20 protein-coding genes are annotated in these 17335 nt (G+C 60.9%); 9 read left to right on the top strand and 11 right to left on the bottom strand.

Going from position 1 to position 17335, the window contains the following annotated elements; all coding sequences use genetic code 11:
• The first annotated feature begins 1 nt into the window (after window position 1).
• Window positions 2–928 (top strand): ribosome small subunit-dependent GTPase A, encoded by a 927-nt coding sequence (gene rsgA, locus DIC66_RS10055; RefSeq protein WP_117176717.1) that lies wholly within the window; start codon window positions 2–4, stop codon window positions 926–928.
• A gap of 35 nt (window positions 929–963) precedes the next feature.
• Here rsgA and DIC66_RS10050 read toward each other — a convergent pair whose 3' ends face one another.
• The 6 genes from DIC66_RS10050 to rpsP all read right to left on the bottom strand — a co-directional run bounded on the left by DIC66_RS10050 (window position 964) and on the right by rpsP (window position 4855).
• A complete protein-coding gene (locus DIC66_RS10050) occupies window positions 964–1884 on the bottom strand; it encodes a CobD/CbiB family protein (RefSeq protein WP_117176715.1) in 921 nt (306 codons plus the stop codon).
• A 49-nt stretch (window positions 1885–1933) separates the two neighbouring features.
• Entirely contained in the window at window positions 1934–2569 is a 636-nt protein-coding gene (locus DIC66_RS10045; protein ID WP_233505867.1) for a CoA pyrophosphatase, read from the bottom strand.
• 132 nt (window positions 2570–2701) lie between these two features.
• Window positions 2702–3082, bottom strand: a complete 381-nt coding sequence (gene rplS / locus DIC66_RS10040) for a 50S ribosomal protein L19 (RefSeq protein ID WP_117177181.1) — start codon at window positions 3080–3082, stop codon at window positions 2702–2704.
• A 115-nt stretch (window positions 3083–3197) separates the two neighbouring features.
• Window positions 3198–3944 (bottom strand): tRNA (guanosine(37)-N1)-methyltransferase TrmD, encoded by a 747-nt coding sequence (gene trmD / locus DIC66_RS10035; protein WP_117177179.1) that lies wholly within the window; start codon window positions 3942–3944, stop codon window positions 3198–3200.
• A gap of 11 nt (window positions 3945–3955) precedes the next feature.
• Complete coding sequence (gene rimM / locus DIC66_RS10030; protein WP_117176711.1) at window positions 3956–4522, bottom strand: ribosome maturation factor RimM; 567 nt, start codon at window positions 4520–4522, stop codon at window positions 3956–3958.
• Window positions 4523–4591: 69 nt separating this feature from the next.
• A complete protein-coding gene (rpsP, locus tag DIC66_RS10025) occupies window positions 4592–4855 on the bottom strand; it encodes a 30S ribosomal protein S16 (RefSeq protein ID WP_117176709.1) in 264 nt (87 codons plus the stop codon).
• A 126-nt stretch (window positions 4856–4981) separates the two neighbouring features.
• Between rpsP and DIC66_RS10020 the strand changes: the two genes are divergently transcribed.
• Together DIC66_RS10020 and DIC66_RS10015 are read left to right on the top strand one after the other, a co-directional pair.
• The gene (locus DIC66_RS10020; protein ID WP_117176708.1) at window positions 4982–5515 is read left to right on the top strand and encodes a GNAT family N-acetyltransferase; all 534 of its coding nucleotides are present in this window, start codon (window positions 4982–4984) and stop codon (window positions 5513–5515) included.
• Window positions 5512–5985 (top strand): hypothetical protein, encoded by a 474-nt coding sequence (locus DIC66_RS10015; protein WP_117176706.1) that lies wholly within the window; start codon window positions 5512–5514, stop codon window positions 5983–5985. Before DIC66_RS10020 ends, DIC66_RS10015 begins: the two co-directional genes overlap by 4 nt.
• Here the strand turns inward: DIC66_RS10015 and DIC66_RS10010 are convergent.
• The 5 genes from DIC66_RS10010 to DIC66_RS09990 form a co-directional block, all read right to left on the bottom strand.
• Window positions 5966–6976, bottom strand: a complete 1011-nt coding sequence (locus tag DIC66_RS10010) for an inorganic phosphate transporter (protein WP_117176704.1) — start codon at window positions 6974–6976, stop codon at window positions 5966–5968. The two genes, DIC66_RS10015 and DIC66_RS10010, sit on opposite strands and share 20 nt — an antisense overlap.
• A 21-nt stretch (window positions 6977–6997) precedes the next feature.
• Window positions 6998–7645, bottom strand: a complete 648-nt coding sequence (locus DIC66_RS10005) for a DUF47 domain-containing protein (protein WP_117176702.1) — start codon at window positions 7643–7645, stop codon at window positions 6998–7000.
• 140 nt (window positions 7646–7785) lie between these two features.
• Window positions 7786–10383 (bottom strand): bifunctional aconitate hydratase 2/2-methylisocitrate dehydratase, encoded by a 2598-nt coding sequence (gene acnB / locus DIC66_RS10000; RefSeq protein WP_117176700.1) that lies wholly within the window; start codon window positions 10381–10383, stop codon window positions 7786–7788.
• 33 nt (window positions 10384–10416) lie between these two features.
• Entirely contained in the window at window positions 10417–11526 is a 1110-nt protein-coding gene (locus DIC66_RS09995) for an HpcH/HpaI aldolase/citrate lyase family protein (RefSeq protein WP_117176698.1), read from the bottom strand.
• 8 nt (window positions 11527–11534) lie between these two features.
• Complete coding sequence (locus DIC66_RS09990; RefSeq protein WP_117176696.1) at window positions 11535–12521, bottom strand: malate dehydrogenase; 987 nt, start codon at window positions 12519–12521, stop codon at window positions 11535–11537.
• Window positions 12522–12723: 202 nt separating this feature from the next.
• Between DIC66_RS09990 and DIC66_RS09985 the strand changes: the two genes are divergently transcribed.
• The 6 genes from DIC66_RS09985 to DIC66_RS09960 all read left to right on the top strand — a co-directional run bounded on the left by DIC66_RS09985 (window position 12724) and on the right by DIC66_RS09960 (window position 17329).
• Window positions 12724–13536 carry a GntR family transcriptional regulator gene (locus DIC66_RS09985; RefSeq protein WP_117176694.1) on the top strand — a complete coding sequence of 271 codons (813 nt, stop codon included), beginning with the start codon at window positions 12724–12726 and terminating at the stop codon, window positions 13534–13536.
• Between the two features lie 104 nt (window positions 13537–13640).
• On the top strand, window positions 13641–14084 hold the full coding sequence (gene sdhC / locus DIC66_RS09980; protein WP_117176693.1) for a succinate dehydrogenase, cytochrome b556 subunit: 444 nt from the start codon (window positions 13641–13643) through the stop codon (window positions 14082–14084).
• A gap of 31 nt (window positions 14085–14115) precedes the next feature.
• Complete coding sequence (gene sdhD / locus DIC66_RS09975) at window positions 14116–14481, top strand: succinate dehydrogenase, hydrophobic membrane anchor protein (protein WP_117176691.1); 366 nt, start codon at window positions 14116–14118, stop codon at window positions 14479–14481.
• A 42-nt stretch (window positions 14482–14523) separates the two neighbouring features.
• Complete coding sequence (sdhA, locus tag DIC66_RS09970) at window positions 14524–16314, top strand: succinate dehydrogenase flavoprotein subunit (RefSeq protein ID WP_117176689.1); 1791 nt, start codon at window positions 14524–14526, stop codon at window positions 16312–16314.
• Window positions 16315–16329: 15 nt separating this feature from the next.
• Window positions 16330–17034 carry a succinate dehydrogenase iron-sulfur subunit gene (locus DIC66_RS09965; protein ID WP_117176688.1) on the top strand — a complete coding sequence of 235 codons (705 nt, stop codon included), beginning with the start codon at window positions 16330–16332 and terminating at the stop codon, window positions 17032–17034.
• 16 nt (window positions 17035–17050) lie between these two features.
• Complete coding sequence (locus DIC66_RS09960) at window positions 17051–17329, top strand: FAD assembly factor SdhE (RefSeq protein WP_117176686.1); 279 nt, start codon at window positions 17051–17053, stop codon at window positions 17327–17329.
• The last annotated feature ends 6 nt before the right edge of the window (window positions 17330–17335 follow it).

Raw genomic sequence — 17335 nt, 5'->3', positions numbered from 1 at the left:
CTTGGCAAATCCCACTTTGGAACCCGGCCTGGTTGTGGCCGGACATGGCCGCCACGTGCTGGTGGAAACTCCCGACGGGCAGCGTTTGATCTGCCACCCGCGCGGCAAAAAGAGCCAGACCGTGGTGGGCGACCGGGTGCTCTGGCAGGCTACTGAGGACGAAGGCACCATCGAAAAAGTGCTGCCGCGTAGCAACCTGTTTTACCGCCAGGATGAGATCCGCACCAAGTCGTTTGCCGCCAACCTGGACCAGGTGCTGGTGCTGATTGCCGCCGAGCCCGAGTTCTCGGAGAGCCAACTCTCTCGCGCCCTTATTGCCGCCGAGGCGGAAAAAATCAAGCCCATCATCGCCCTGAATAAAAGCGATTTGACCGAGCCCTTTGGCCGCGCATGGGAGCGCATGGGCGTGTACCGGGACATGGGTTACAGCGTGGTCCCGCTGGCCCTCAAGCCCAAGCTGGAAGGCATTGCGGCCACGGAACTCGCGGCACTCATGCCGCTGCTGGCAGGCAAGACCACGCTGGTACTCGGGCCGTCGGGCTCAGGAAAAAGCACCTTTATCAACCGCCTCCTGCCCGGCGCACAGGTGCTGACCCAGGAGATTTCGACCGCGCTAAACTCCGGCAAACACACCACTACCAGCACCAGCCTGTACTGGGTGGACGCGGCCAAAACGACGGCGGTTATCGACTCGCCGGGCTTTCAGGAGTTTGGCCTGAACCACATAGAGCCTATGCACCTGGCCAGCCTGATGCCCGACATCAAAGCCCAGGCCGGAGACTGCAAGTTCTACAACTGCACGCACCTGCATGAGCCGGGCTGTGGGGTGTTGCGCGCAATCCAGGCTGAAGGGGTACGCACCATTAGCGCCAACCGCTTCAAGATCTATGGCGATCTGTTTGCAGAGCTATCGCAAAAGAGATATTGAAGGCAACCCCACGGTTACCCGTTGCGTGGGGCAAGCTAACCCAGCAAACGGGCCAGTGACAGCAGCACCAGAATCACCATCCACATCACCACGGTGCGCCACACCAAGCCGACAAAAGCGCGCAAGTGCACGGCCTGCGGTGTGGGGCCTTCGCCACCCTGCTCCGGCTCTCCGAGCTGCACGTTGATGGCGCCGGCAGTTGCCGCCAGCACCACGCCATCGTTGTCACCGGGATAGCGGGCGGCGTACTGGCGCCAGCTGTCCACGGCTTCTTCAAAGCTGCCCACAAATGCAAAACCCAAGGCTGTGAGGCGCACGGGTACCCAATCAGTCAAAAACCAGGCGCGGGTCGCAATGACCTGCAGGGCATTGCTGACACCGGTGCTGGTGGGCAGCAAAGGCCGGTTGACATAGCGGCCCACATACTCGGCAATGCGGTAGAACACCGCGCCTGCGGGACCCAGCCCCAAGGCCGCCAGCACCGAATACCAGGCCAGCACACCAAACACATGGCGGTGCGCAGACAGTGCCGAATACTCGATCACATGGCGCACGATTTCGCTGCGCGGCAGCTCGCTGGCATCCATGCGCATCCACTCGGCCAGCTTCTGGCGCGCCAGGGCTTCATCACCGGCGTACAGGGCGTCGCGAATCAGGGTGAAGTGGTGGCTGAACTGGCGAAAGCCCAGCGTGACATACAGCACGGCAATGTTCCATACCACCGCCGCCACCCAGCCCAGGGACCAAACCAGCAGCCAGTGCACACCACAGGCCAGCACGGAGGGAACAATCACCGCCAGCGACCAGGTCAGCCAGCCGTGGTGGGTCTTGCCCGCATCGAAGTTGCGGATGATCCAGCGCACCCAGCCGCGGTTGGTGTTGTGCACGGGATTGAGCTGACCCAAGGGCCTGGCCTGCTCCAGCAGCAGGGCGAAAAGAATCGAGATAAAACTCATGGAATCATCATACCCAGTACAGCATGGCCATTCGGGTCGCAGTCACTGCTCAGTCCAGCAAAAAGCGGTAAAAATTGCGCAACATGCCTGCTGTGGCGCCCCAGATGAAGCGCTCGGTAGAGCCATCTTGGTAGGGCATGGACAGCCAGTTGCGCTGCCCACCAGCAAAGTCCACCACATGGTGGCGGTGGTGGGCAGGGTCCATCAAAAAGTCCAGCGGCACTTCGAACACTTCGTCCACTTCATCGGCATTGGCCTGCAACTGGAATCCGGGCCGCACCAGGGCCACAACCGGGGTCACGATGAAGGCGCTGCCGGTGGTGTAGACGGGCAAGCTGCCCATCACCTGCACAAATCCCGGCTGCAGGCCCACCTCTTCCTCTGCCTCGCGCAGGGCCGTGGCCACGGCATCCTGGTCCTCGGGGTCGGCCTTGCCGCCGGGAAAGGCAATCTGGCCGGAGTGGCTGGACATGTGCGTGGGCCGTAGCGTCAGCAGCACAGTCAGACGCTCCCGTTGCACCAGCGGAATCAGCACCGAGGCATGGGCCGGTGGGCGGTCCATGAATTTGGCTTCCTGGCGCAGTTCGGGCTCCCAGGCGTGCTGGCGGGCAAAGCGCGCCGCAATGGCCTGCGGCGTCAGGCTTGCCGCACTGACCTTGGGCAAGTGCCGGTCAACGGCCTGCACGGGCACGGCTTTTGGATCAAACGATGGAGGGAGAGCCAAGGCGGTTCACGGAAAAAGGTGAAGGACAGCGACGTAAAAAAAACCGCCGCAGTGCAAGACTGGGGCGGTTTTTTCAAGAACGGCGTCGCAGATTTATGCGGCCACAGCTGCCGTCTTCTTGGCTGGCAGCTTTTCCTTGATACGTGCCGACTTGCCGCTGCGGTCACGCAGGTAGTACAGCTTGGCGCGGCGAACATCACCGCGGCGCTTGACTTCGATGCTGGCAATCAGCGGGCTGTAGGTCTGGAACGTACGCTCCACGCCTTCGCCGCTGGAGATCTTGCGCACGATGAAGCCGCTGTTGAGGCCACGGTTGCGCTTGGCAATCACCACGCCTTCGTAGGCCTGAACGCGCTTGCGGGTACCTTCCACCACGTTGACGTTCACGATAACCGTGTCGCCGGGGGCAAAAGAGGGAATGGTTTTTCCGAGGCGGGCGATTTCTTCCTGCTCGAGTATCTGGATGAGGTTCATGGTTTTCCTTGTGATCTTGGGCGCACCGCCATCGGGATTGATGGCAATCATGGTCCCGCAAGGGGAACATGCCTGGTCGGCCAGAGGATCGGTTAGCCTGCCATTATAGCCTGCTTCAAACCAGGCTGGCCAGGTAGGTCTCGTCTTGCTTGTTCAGGAGGCCTTTGGCACGCGCACGCTCCAGCAGGTCAGGCCGGTTGCGCGCGGTAAGCGCCAGACTTTGCTCGCGCCGCCAGCGCTCAATGTTCACATGGTGACCCGACAGCAAAACCTCGGGCACGACCTGGCCTTGCCAGTCCTCGGGGCGGGTGTAATGCGGGCAATCCAGCAAGCCGTCCAGCGCCGGGTTGAAGCTGTCTTGGTGGTGGCTCTCGGGGTCACTCAACACACCGGGCTGCAAACGGGCCACGGCATCAAGCAAAGCCATGGCGGCTATCTCTCCGCCCGACAGCACAAAGTCGCCCAGGCTGATCTGCAGGTCCACATGGGTATCAATAAAGCGCTGATCCAGCCCTTCGTAGCGACCGCACAGCAGCACCGCCCCCGGGCCTTGGGCAAATTCGCTGACCAGCGCATGGTCCATCACACGGCCAATGGGCGAGAACAGCACCACCGGACCCTGCTCGGTGCGCTGCGACTTTATGTGGGCAAGGGACTGCGCCAGCGGCTCGGCCATCATGACCATGCCGGGACCGCCGCCAAAGGGACGGTCGTCGATGCGGCGGTAGGTACCTGCTGCAAAGTCGCGCGGGTTGGTGAGTTGCACATCGACCTGCGCACTCTCATAGGCGCGGCGTGTGATGCCAGACGTCAGAAAGGGCGCGAACAGTTCGGGGAAAATCGTGAGGACATCAAAGCGCATGGGCTTCTTGGTCAATAGTCCTTGAGCCAGTCCACCAGGATGCGGCGCGCCTTCAGGTCCACATCATCCACGTAGGCCGAGACAAAAGGAATCATGCGTTCCTGCAGCTTGCCATCTTCTTCGCTGTACTCAATCACCAGCACCGTCTGGGCACCAGTAGACAGCAGTTCCTTGACGACACCCAGGGCTTCGTCCTGGCGGTTGACCACATCCAAGCCAATCAGGTCGACCCAGTAGTACTCGTCCTTGGCGGCTGTGGGAAAGCTGGCACGTGAGACAAAAATGCGGGAGCCACGCAGGGCTTCGGCCGCGGTGCGGTCCAGCACGTCCTGGGCCGTGGCCACGACGGACGACGAGTGCTCCTTGGCTTCCTTGACGAGCAGGCGCGCACAACCATCAAAGGTCTTTTGACCCCGTTCGGTGGGCAGCAAGTACCAGCTTTTGGAGGAAAAAAGCGCCTCGGGATTGGCGCTGTGGGGCAGGACCTTGAACCAGCCCTTCACGCCCCAAGCGTCTGCAATCCTGCCAACCTCGATGGCATCCGCTGGCATTTCAGCAGCTTCGAGTCCGGCAATCATGGGGAGCATCAGGCCAAAGGGAAGAACGAACCAGGCAAGGCGCCTGGCTCGACCTTTCCCGCTGCAAATTTAGGCAGCAGCGACGGCTGCTTTTTTGGCAGCCTGGGCAATCAGGCGTTCCACTGTGGGAGACGCCTGGGCACCCACACCGCGCCAGTAGGTCAGGCGGTCTTGGGCAATGCGGATGCTTTCTTCAGAAGCAGTGGCGATCGGGTTGTAAAAACCGATGCGCTCGATGAAACGGCCGTCACGACGGGTGCGCTTGTCAGCCACAACAATGTTGAAGAACGGGCGAGCTTTTGCACCGCCGCGAGAAAGTCGAATGACGACCATGGTTTATCCTTTGGGTGACCGCAAGAAAGTTCGCGGCCATGAAATCATTCAAAGTTTGAGACACGCAACTGGCCACCCGGCCAGTGACACTTTGAATAGCTCTCCATTATATCTTTTTCTGCATACATGACCACCATCAGACCCGCGGCCGATGCCGACATCGCCGCCATCACCGCCATTTACAGCCACCACGTGCTGCACGGCACCGGCACCTTTGAGACCACACCCCCCGATGAAACAGACATGGCGGCACGCCGCGCCGACGTGTTGTCCAAGGGACTACCCTACCTCGTGCTGGAAGATGCCAGTGGCGTCATCGGCTTTGCCTACTGCAACTGGTTCAAGCCGCGCCCCGCCTACCGCTTCTCGGCCGAGGACTCGATTTACCTGACGCCCGGCGCTGCGGGCCGGGGCCTGGGGCGGCTGATGCTGACCGAGCTGATGGCGCAGGCCGAGCGCTGCGGTGTACGCAAACTGATTGCCGTAATTGGCGACTCTGCCAACCTGGGCTCGGTGGGTGTGCACCGCAGCTGCGGGTTTGCGCAGGTGGGCGTGTTGCACAGCTGCGGCTGGAAATTTGAGCGCTGGCTGGATGTGGTGCTGATGGAGTGCCCACTGGGCCTGGGCGACTCGGCGGCACCGGCACAATCGGCGCGATGAAAAACAAAACCGCAGCCACATGGCTCACCCTGGTCACCGGCCCCTTGGGCCTGCACCGGCTTTACCTGTTCCGGCGCTTTGACGTGCTGTCCTGCCTGCAATTGATTCCCACCTTGCTGGGGCTTTACGGCGTGCTGCGCGCGCGCGAATTCGGCGTGGATGACCAACTCAGCTGGCTGCTGGCGCCCTGCCTGGGCCTGAGCGTTGCAGCATCCTCTCTTACCGCCATCGTCTACGGCTTGATGGATGCAGAAAAATGGAACAATCGCTTCAACCCCGGGGCGGCAACTGACGACGCAGCGGGCGCCTCTGGCTGGCTCACCGTGGGCGCCGTGGTCATTGCCCTGCTGATGGGCGCCACAGTGCTGTTGTCGAGCATTTCCGTGGGCTTCCAGCGCTACTTTGAATACCAGGCAGAACAGCCCTCCGCCGTGGCAATGACCGCATACTTCAAAAAATCTGCAGGCTGATCCAGTAGGCAATCGCCGCGACGAAGGCGCTGGCCGGAATGGTCAGCACCCAGGCCCAAACGATATTGCCCGCCACGCCCCAGCGCACGGCACTGGCGCGCTGGGTGGAGCCCACGCCCACAATAGCGCCGGTGATGGTATGGGTGGTGGACACCGGTACGCCCAGTGCCGTGGCCAGGAACAGCGTGATGGCGCCACCGGTTTCAGCGCAAAAGCCACCCACCGGCTTGAGCTTGGTGATCTTCTGGCCCATGGTCTTGACGATGCGCCACCCCCCGAACATGGTGCCCAAGCCAATGGCCAGGTAGCAGCACACAATGGTCCAGGTGGGTGGTGCGGCATCACTGGCAGACACATAGCCCGTGGCAATCAGCAGCATCCAGATGATGCCAATGGTCTTTTGCGCGTCGTTACCGCCATGCCCCAGGCTGTAGGCTCCAGCGGAGACCAGTTGCAGGCGGCGGAACCACTTGTCCACCTTGGACGGACGCACACGCCTGAAGGTCCAGGCCACTGCCACCATCATGAGTGAACCCAGCAGGAAGCCCAGCACGGGCGAGACAAAGATGAAGGCCACGGTCTTCAGGATGCCGGCCGAAATCAGCGCATCCACGCCGGACTTGGCAATCACGGCACCCACGATGCCACCGATGAGCGCATGCGAGGAGCTGCTGGGAATGCCGTAGTACCAGGTAATGACATTCCAGCTGATGGCGCCCAGCAGCGCGCCAAACACCACATGGGTGTCCACGACGCCGGGCTGCACGATGCCCTTGCCCACGGTGGCGGCTACGCTCAGGTGGAAGATGAAGATGGCCACAAAATTGAAGAAGGCCGCAAACAGAATGGCCTGGCCCGGCTTCAACACCCCGGTGGAGACCACGGTGGCAATCGAGTTGGCCGCATCATGAAAACCATTCATGAAGTCGAACACAAAGGCCAGTGCGACCAGCAGTGCGACAACCCACAGGGCGGTTTGTACTTGTTCCATGTCCTGAGATCCGCCTGCGAATCAGGAGTTTTCGAGGATGATGCCCTCGATCACATTGGCCACGTCCTCGCACTTGTCGGTAATGGTTTCCAGCAGCTCGTAAATGGCCTTGAGCTTGATCACCTCGCGCACATCGGGCTCTTCGCGAAACAGCTTGCTCATGGCCGTGCGCATCACGCGGTCGGCGTCCGATTCCAGGCGGTCGATCTCCTCGCAGGTCTTGAGCGCCGCCTCGGCCGTGGCCTGGTCGGCAATATGGCCGAGCAGCTTGACGACATCGCGCAGGCGCTCACAGCACTTCACACTCAGATCAGTCAGACGCACGATTTCCTCGGTCATGTGGCGCACGTCGTACAGCGCCATGGTTTCGGCCGAGTCCTGGATCAGGTCGGCCACGTCATCCATGGTATTGATCAGCGAGTGGATTTGTTCCCGGTCAATTGGCGTGATGAAGGTGACGTGCAAGGCCTTGTTGCATTCATGGGTGACACGGTCTGCGGCACGCTCGGCGTTGTCGACTTCCTGGTTGTACTTGGCGCGCAGATCCAGATCGCCGTAGTTGGCCACCAGGCTGGAAAAGGCGTGGGCCGCCTCTACGATGCGGTCAGCATGCTGGTTGAACATCTCAAAAAAATTGCCCTCGCGGGGCAAAAGCTTGCTGAACAGCATGACTGACTCCTAATGGTTAAACATGTCACGTACGTGACGAATACATGACAACTTGAAGTTTAACCGCGCCCTGCCCCCCTGGCCCGCAAAAAGCCCCGCAACGTTGCCGTTGCGGGGCTTTTTGCAGAGCGGTAAGTCGCTTACGCGGCCACGCCATCCTTCACCGTGGCAGCCGATTCGGTGTAGTCACTGATCTTGTCAAAGTTCAGGTACTGGTACACCTTGTCGCTGGCAGCAGTGAGTACACCCATGTCGGCCAGGTACTCTTCCTTGGTGGGGATGCGGCCCAGCTTGGAGCAGATGGCGGCCAGTTCGGCTGAGCCCAAATACACAAAGCTGTTCTTGCCCAGACGGTTGGGGAAGTTGCGGGTGGAGGTGGAGAACACGGTGGCGCCCTCCTTCACCTGCGCCTGGTTGCCCATGCACAGGCTGCAGCCCGGCATTTCCATGCGGGCACCGGCGGCACCCAGCACACCGTAGTGGCCTTCGTCGCTGAGCTGCTTGGCATCCATCTTGGTGGGCGGTGCCACCCACAGCTTGACTGGAATATCGCGCTTGCCTTCCATGAGCTTGGAGGCTGCACGGAAGTGACCGATATTGGTCATGCAGGAACCGATAAACACTTCGTCAATCTTGGCACCGGCAACATCCGACAGCGTCTTCACATCGTCCGGATCGTTGGGGCAGGCCACGATGGGCTCGTGGATGTCGGCCAGATCAATTTCGATGACGGCAGCGTAGTCGGCATCGGCATCGCCTTTGAGCAGTTGCGGATTCTTCAACCAGGCTTCCTGCGCGGCAATGCGACGGGCCAGGGTGCGGGCATCGGCGTAACCATTGGCAATCATCCACTTCATCATGGTGATGTTGCTGTTGATGTACTCAATGATGGGCTCTTTGTTCAGGTGCACGGTGCAACCTGCAGCAGAACGCTCGGCCGAGGCGTCGGACAGCTCAAACGCCTGCTCGACCTTGAGCTCGGGCAGGCCTTCGATTTCCAGGATGCGGCCGGAAAAGATATTTTGCTTGCCCTTCTTCTCCACGGTCAGCAGGCCGGCCTTGATGGCGTACAGGGGGATGGCATTCACCAGGTCACGCAGGGTGACGCCGTTTTGCATCTTGCCCTTGAAGCGCACCAGCACGCTCTCGGGCATGTCCAGCGGCATCACGCCGGTGGCCGCGGCAAACGCCACCAGGCCGGAGCCGGCGGGGAAGCTGATGCCGATGGGGAAACGGGTGTGGCTGTCGCCGCCGGTGCCCACGGTATCGGGCAGCAGCAGGCGGTTGAGCCAGCTGTGGATCACACCGTCACCCGGGCGCAGGGAAACGCCGCCGCGGGTGCTGATGAAGTCGGGCAACTCGTGGTGCATCTTCACGTCCACGGGCTTGGGATAGGCAGCGGTGTGGCAGAAGGACTGCATCACCAAGTCGGCGCTAAAGCCCAGGCAAGCCAGGTCTTTGAGTTCGTCGCGGGTCATGGGGCCGGTGGTGTCTTGCGAGCCGACCGAAGTCATCTTGGGTTCGCAGTAGGTGCCGGGGCGCACGCCCTGGCCTTCGGGCAGGCCGCAGGCGCGTCCCACCATTTTTTGCGCCAGAGTGAAACCCTTCTTGGTGTCCACCGGGTTTTGCGGCAAGCGGAACAGCGTGGATGTGGGCAGGCCCAGCGCTTCACGCGCCTTGGCAGTCAGGCCGCGGCCAATGATCAGGGGAATGCGGCCACCGGCGCGCACTTCGTCAAACAGCACTTCGCTCTTGACCTGGAAGGAGGCGATCTCTTTGCCGTCCTTGAAGGCCTTGCCTTCAAAGGGACGCAGTTCCACCACATCGCCCATGTTCATCTGGCTCACATCCAGTTCGATCGGCAGCGCGCCGGCATCTTCCATGGTGTTGTAGAAAATCGGGGCAATCTTGGTGCCAAGGCAGACGCCACCAAAGCGCTTGTTGGGCACAAAGGGGATGTCTTCGCCGGTGAACCACAGCACCGAGTTGGTGGCTGACTTGCGGCTCGAACCCGTGCCAACCACGTCGCCCACATAGGCCACCAGGTTGCCACGGGCACGCAGGTCTTCAATGAATTTCACCGGGCCGCGCTTGCCGTCGTCTTCGGGGGTGATGCCGTCGCGCTTGTTTTTGAGCATGGCCAGGGCGTGCAGCGGGATGTCCGGACGGCTCCAGGCGTCGGGTGCGGGCGACAGGTCGTCGGTATTGGTCTCACCGGTCACCTTGAGGATGGACACGGTGATGGACTTTGGCACTTCGGGGCGGCTGGTGAACCACTCGGCGTCGGCCCAGCTTTGCAGCACAGCCTTGGCAAAGGCATTGCCCTTGTCGGCTTTTTCTTTGACGTCATGGAACTGGTCAAACATCAGCAGGGTTTTTTTCAGGCCTTCGGCAGCCTCGGCAGCCACGGCAGCGTCGTCCAGCAGATCAACCATGGGGCTGATGTTGTAACCACCCAGCATGGTGCCCAGCAATTGGGTGGCGCGGGCGCGGCTGATCAGAGCGCATGTCTCGGTGCCGTGGGCCACGGCGGCCAGGTAGCTAGCCTTGACCTTGGCGGCGTCATCCACGCCTGCCGGCACGCGGTGGGTGATCAGGTCTACCAGGGTGGCTTCTTCACCGGCGGGGGGAGCCTTCAGCAGCTCAATCAGTTCACCCGTTTGCTTGGCCGACAGCGGCAGCGGGGGAATACCCAGGGCGGCACGCTCGGCCACATGTTCGCGGTAAGACTTCAACATAGATCACTCCTTCTTTGGTAACTGAAACGGTTTCTAAAGCAGCTCTGCTGCCACGGGGACAGCAGGCGAAAACTCAGGGGCAAAATAACCACGCACCTCTTTGGGCAGGGTACTCCCGGTCTGGTGCGCGCGCTCCAGGACCTGCCAGAAATACCTGTAGCTGGCACGGTCATGCAATTTGCCTGCCAGCGAGATAGGTGCCCAAGACTGGGCCTGGGCCGCCAGGACGATGGTGCTGGCCAGTTCCACCTCGGCTTCGCTGGGCGAAAAGGCCTTGAGGATGGGACGGATCTGGTCCGGATGGATGCTCCACATGCGGGTATAGCCCAGCGCATGGGCGGCGGTACGGGCGGCCTGCTCCAGTGCCTGCGTGTCGCGGAACTCCGTCACCACACAATGCGATGGCACTTTGCCGTAAGCATGGCAGGCCGACGCAATTTCCAGCTTGGCGCGCAGCACCAGCGGGTGGCTGAACTGGTCGAGTGTGTGGTTGTCACCTTGGGCACGCACGCCCATGGCCGACGAGGGAATAGCGCCACCGTGGGCAGACACAAAATCCATCAGGCCAAAGCTGATGGACTCAACGCGCGGATGGCGCGCAATAGCAAAGGCCTGGTGTACCGCGGCTGGCGATTCAATCAGCACATGCAGCGGAATGAGAGATAGCCGTTTTCCGGCAGCGGCAGCATCGATGGCGGCAATGGCAGCCTCGACATCGGCCACGGTATCGACCTTGGGCACCATGACGTAGGCCAGCGCGGCAGCAGCCGTGCCCACCACGATGTCTGCATCCGAATGGAAAAAGGCATGCTCCACTGGATGCAGGCGCGCGCCTACACGAACGGGAACCTTGTGGGGATTTACCTTGGCTTCTGCCAAGCCGGTGTTGGCCAAGCCCGCCACTCGGTGGGCCTGGTCTACTTCGGCGCCAGCGGGGGCGCCGTCTTCGCAGTCCAGTGTCACGTCAAAGACGCAGGCACCGAACTCTTCTGCCATGTCAGCCTGCAGTTGCAGGCTCTTCTTCATTCGCGCTTCCACGCCGCTGTAGTGGTCGCACACCGGCAAAAAACCGGTGGCGCCCTGTGCTCCCAGCAGCACGGCACGCGGATGAAGAGGGGGCTGATGCAGCCCGACATCGCGCATGGCAGTGCTTACAGCAGGTGCTTGACGCCGTCTTGCTCGCCGGTCAGTTCGGCCAGGGTCTTGTCGATGCAGGTCTGGCTGAAGGCGTCGATGGGCAGGCCTTCGACGATTTTGTATTCGCCGCCTTCGCAGGTGACGGGGAAGCCGAACATGACGTCCTTGGGGATGCCGTACTCGCCATTCGAAGGAATGCCCATGGTGACCCACTTGCCATTGGTGCCCAGGGCCCAGTCGCGCATGTGGTCGATGGCTGCATTGGCAGCCGAAGCGGCAGAAGACAGGCCACGCGCTTCAATGATGGCGGCGCCACGCTTGCCCACGGTGGGAAGGAACACATTGGCGTTCCACTCCTGGTCATTGATCATGGAGGCAACGCTCTCACCATTGATGGTGGCGAAACGGTAATCAGCATACATGGTGGGCGAGTGGTTGCCCCACACAGTGAGCTTTTCGATGGCAGCGACGGGCTTGCCGGTCTTGGCAGCGATCTGGCTGGCAGCGCGGTTGTGGTCCAGGCGCAGCATGGCAGTGAAGTTCTTGCGGGGCAGATCTGGTGCGCTCTTCATGGCAATGTAGGCGTTGGTGTTGGCGGGGTTGCCCACCACCAGCACGCGCACGTCACGGCTGGCCACGGCATTGAGTGCCTTGCCTTGTGCAGTAAAGATGGCGCCGTTGACGGCCAGCAGCTCGGCGCGTTCCATGCCAGGACCGCGGGGGCGTGAACCCACCAACAGAGCGTAGTCGGCATCCTTGAAAGCGGTCAGCGGGTCGCTGTGTGCGGTCATTTCCACCAGCAGGGGGAAGGCGCAATCGTCGAGTTCCATCATCACGCCCTTGAGCGCCTTCTGGGGACCTTCAACCGGGACTTCGAGCAATTGCAGAATGACGGGCTGGTCTTTGCCCAGCATTTCGCCCGATGCGATACGGAACAGAAGGGCATATCCGATTTGACCGGCGGCTCCGGTGACGGCGACGCGAACGGGCTTTTTGCTCATGGTGATTGACTCCAGGAAGGTTATAAAAACAGCGACTGCCAGGAACCCAAGCAACACGGCTTTGGCCCTGCAGAATGCCAGCGAGTTTACCCTCGAAATTGCGCCAGAGTCAACTTGTCTTATGTCTTATATAAGATATGATTGACGAAATATTCCAGACTGACTCGAAGCTGACTTTGCACACCGTTTTGCAGGCTATTTGATGAACACCGAACCCCCTTCCATCAGCGAAAGCAGCGCGCCTGTCGCTGCAGAGTTGGCCGGCCAGGCTGCTGCCTCCTCGAACGCAACGCCAGCTTTCAGTCCGCTCTACCAGCAGATCAAGGTACTGATACTGCAAAGCCTGCAGTCGGGCGAGTGGAAGCCCAGCGCCGCCATCCCTAGCGAGATGGATCTGGCTGTGCGGTTCAAAGTGAGCCAGGGCACGGTGCGCAAGGCCATTGATGAACTGGCGTCCGAGAACCTGCTGGTGCGCCGCCAGGGCAAGGGCACGTTTGTGGCCACCCACGCAGAGCACCAGGTGCAGTACCGCTTCCTGCGCCTGTTCCCCGATAGCGGCGACCTGCAAGGTGAAGGCCCGGCGCAACGGCAAATCATTGACTGCAAACGCGTGCGCGCTTCGGCGGACATTGCACGGGCCTTGGCCATTCGCCAGGGCGAAGCCGTACTGCAGGTGCGCCGGGTTTTGTCCTTTGCGTCGGTGCCCACCATCCTCGAAGACCTGTGGTTGCCGGGCGCACCCTTCAAGGGCCTGACAGCGGACCGCTTGCGCGCCTACCAAGGCCCGATGTACGCCCTGTTCGAGACCGAGTTTGGCGTGCGCATGGTGCGAGCCGAAGAAAAAATCCGTGCCGTGCTGCCCGATGTGGAGCAATGTGCACTGCTTCACACAAGCGCAAAAACGCCTCTGCTCAGCGTCGAGCGCATTGCATTCACCTACAACGACACACCGATGGAATTGCGCCGGGGCCTCTACCTGACCGACACGCACTACTATCGCAACGTGCTCAATTGAATGCCCGCATGCAAGTCCATTGTCAGATTGATGCGGTGCAATAGAATTTTGCTTCTCCGCGTCATAATTACATCGCAGTTACATCCCAGAAAAGAAAGCAATCCATGACCGACCTTGCCTCAACCGCGCGCCCCAAGCGGCCAGAGTTTCGCAACATCAATGCACTCTCTGACCTTCCCACTTACCGCCTTCCGCCCGCCGGTATTGTTTCCATCCTGCACCGCATCAGTGGCGCCATCCTGTTTATCCTGATGCCCTTCATCATCTGGATGTTTGACACCTCCATTTCCTCCGAGTATTCATTTGCCCGCTTCACGCAGGTATTCAATGCAGGCCTGGGCTTCGTGCCCGGTTGGTTCTTCAAGCTGGTGGCCCTGGCCATCCTGTGGGCCTATCTGCACCACTTCATTGCCGGCATGCGCCACCTGTACATGGACGCGCGCCATGCGGTGAGCAAAGAGTTTGGTCACTCCTCCGCACTCGTCACCCTTGGCTTGGGCACCCTGCTCACCGTGGTGCTGGGCGCCAAGCTCTTCGGCCTGTATTGAACACCCTCACCGAATAACAAGGAACAAGCAAATGGCAGTTAATTACGGATCCAAACGCCTCGCAGTGGGCGCGCATTACGGTTTGCGCGACTGGCTGGCGCAACGCGTCACCGCCTGTTTGATGGCACTCTTCACCATCATCCTGCTGGCCCAGGTGATCTTCTCCAAAGGCCCCATCGGCTACGACAAGTGGGCTGGCATCTTCCACGGACAGTGCATGAAGTTCCTGACCTTTGTGGTCATCATCGCCCTGCTCTACCACGCCTGGGTAGGCATTCGCGATATCTGGATGGACTACGTGAAGCCCGTCTCGGTGCGCCTGCCGCTGCACGTTTTCTCCCTCGTCTGGCTCGTCGGTTGTGCCGGCTGGGCTGTCCAGGTTCTGTGGCGCGTCTGATCCGCACACCGACCACCGACCCACATACATAGGCACATATCCATGGCTACCCAAGTTACCAAACGCAAATTTGACGTCGTTATCGTCGGAGCCGGCGGCTCCGGCATGCGCGCTTCGCTCCAGCTGGCACGTGCCGGCCTGAACGTGGCCGTACTCTCCAAAGTTTTTCCCACCCGCTCGCACACGGTGGCTGCCCAAGGCGGCATCGGTGCCAGCCTGGGCAACATGAACGAAGACAACTGGCACTACCACTTCTACGACACCGTCAAGGGTGGCGACTGGCTGAGCGACCAGGATGCGGTGGAGTTCATGTGCCGCGAAGCGCCCAAGGTCGTCTACGACCTGGAGCACATGGGCATGCCCTTTGACCGCAACCCGGACGGCACGATTTACCAGCGCCCCTTTGGCGGCCACACCGCCAACTACGGTGAAAAGGCCGTGGAGCGCGCCTGCGCCGCAGCCGACCGCACCGGCCACGCCATGCTGCACACCCTGTACCAGCAAAACGTGGCAGCCAAGACTAGCTTCTTCGTGGAGTGGATGGCCCTGGACCTGATCCGCGATGCCGAAGGCGATGTGGTTGGTGTCACGGCGATGGAGATGGAAACCGGCGATGTGCACATCCTGCAGGCCAAGACCACGCTCCTGGCCACCGGAGGTGCCGGCCGCATATTTGCCGCTTCCACCAATGCCTTCATCAACACCGGTGACGGCCTGGGCATGGCCGCACGCGCTGGCCTGCCGCTGCAGGACATGGAGTTCTGGCAGTTCCACCCCACCGGCGTGCATGGCGCCGGCGTGTTGCTGACCGAAGGCTGCCGTGGCGAAGGCGCCATTTTGCTCAACAGCAATGGCGAACGCTTCATGGAGCGCTATGCGCCCACCCTGAAAGACCTGGCACCGCGCGACTTCGTGTCCCGCTGCATGGACCAGGAGATCAAGGAAGGGCGCGGCTGCGGTCCCAACAAGGACCACGTGCTCCTGAAGCTCGACCACCTGGGTGCAGAGACCATCATGAAACGCCTGCCCTCGGTGTTCGAGATCGGCCACAACTTTGCCAACGTGGACATCACCCGCGAACCGATTCCCGTGGTGCCCACCATCCACTACCAGATGGGTGGCATCCCCACCAACATCAACGGGCAAGTGGTCACGAAGAAGGACGATGTCACCAACACGGTGGTCAACGGCCTGTATGCCGTGGGCGAATGCTCCTGCGTGTCGGTGCACGGCGCCAACCGCCTGGGTACCAACTCGTTGCTGGACCTGCTGGTGTTTGGCCGCGCCGCGGGCAACCACATTGTCGAGTTCAACAACAAGAACAAGGAACACAAAGACCTGCCCAAGGACGCGGCCGACCTGTCCCTGGCGCGCCTGGCACGCCTGGACAGTTCCACCAGCGGCGAATACGCACAGGACGTGGCCAACGACATCCGCGCCTCCATGCAACTGCATGCCGGTGTGTTCCGCACCCAAAAGAGCATGGATGAAGGCGTGGTCAAGATTGCCGAACTGCGCGAACGTGTGAAGAGCATCGGCCTCAAAGACAAGTCCAAGGTCTTCAACACCGCGCGCATCGAGGCACTGGAAGTGGACAACCTGATCGAGGCCGCGCAGGCCACCATCGTGTCGGCCGCTGCCCGCCATGAAAGCCGCGGCGCCCACACCGTGGACGATTACGCCGACTCGGCCGAGTTCCCCAATGGCCGCAATGACAAAGAGTGGCACAAGCACACCCTGTGGCACAGCGCCGACAACAGCCTGTCCTACAAGTCAGTCCAGATGAAACCTTTGACCGTGGACTCCGTGCCACTCAAGGTCCGTACTTTCTAAAGCGAGATCAAGAACATGACCCTACGCACTTTCTCCATCTACCGCTACGATCCGGACAAGGATGCCAAGCCCTACATGCAGGACATCCAGGTCGAGCTCGACGGCAACGAGCGCATGTTGCTCGACGCCCTGATGAAACTCAAGGCAATAGACCCCACCATTTCCTTTCGCCGCTCCTGCCGCGAAGGGGTGTGTGGCTCGGATGCCATGAACATCAACGGCAAGAACGGTCTGGCCTGCCTGACCAATATGCTCACGCTGCCCGGCAAGATCGTCCTGAAGCCGCTGCCTGGCCTGCCCGTGATCCGCGACCTGATCGTGGACATGACGCAGTTCTTCAAGCAGTACAACTCGATCAAGCCCTACCTGATCAACGACACCGTACCGCCCGAAAAAGAACGCCTGCAAAGCCCGGAAGAGCGTGAAGAGCTCAATGGACTGTACGAGTGCATTCTGTGCGCCAGCTGCTCCACCTCCTGCCCCAGCTTCTGGTGGAACCCGGACAAGTTCGTCGGCCCCGCTGGTCTTTTGCAGGCCTACCGCTTCCTGGCCGACAGCCGCGACCAGGCTACGGCCGAGCGCCTGGACAACCTGGAAGACCCGTACCGTCTGTTCCGCTGCCACACCATCATGAATTGTGTTGACGTTTGCCCCAAGGGTTTGAACCCCACCAAGGCCATCGGCAAGATCAAGGAAATGATGGTTATGCGCTCGGTGTAAGCCTGCAGAAAATTCTGTGACCGAAGATCTGATTGATGAGCGGGCCCTAAGCAAGCTGCGCTGGCGCTGCCGCAGAGGCCTGCTGGAGAACGACCTGTTCATCGAGCGCTTCTTCGGCCGGTTCAGCCATACCTTGACCGTGCGACAGGCCGATGCCCTGGGCGCCTTGATGGATTTGAGCGACAACGATTTGCTGGATGTGCAGCTGGCACGGAAATCGCTCACCCAAGTTGACGCGCAACTTGACACTGAAGATGTGCGTGAAGTTTTAAAAATGTTGAGAGAACCTCTCTGAAAGGCG

The organism is Rhodoferax lacus (assembly GCF_003415675.1).
GTDB classification, from domain to species: Bacteria; Pseudomonadota; Gammaproteobacteria; order Burkholderiales; family Burkholderiaceae_C; genus Allorhodoferax; species Allorhodoferax lacus.
The sequence above is the reverse complement of the archived record's forward strand: the minus strand, read 5'-3'. Positions and strand labels throughout refer to the sequence as shown.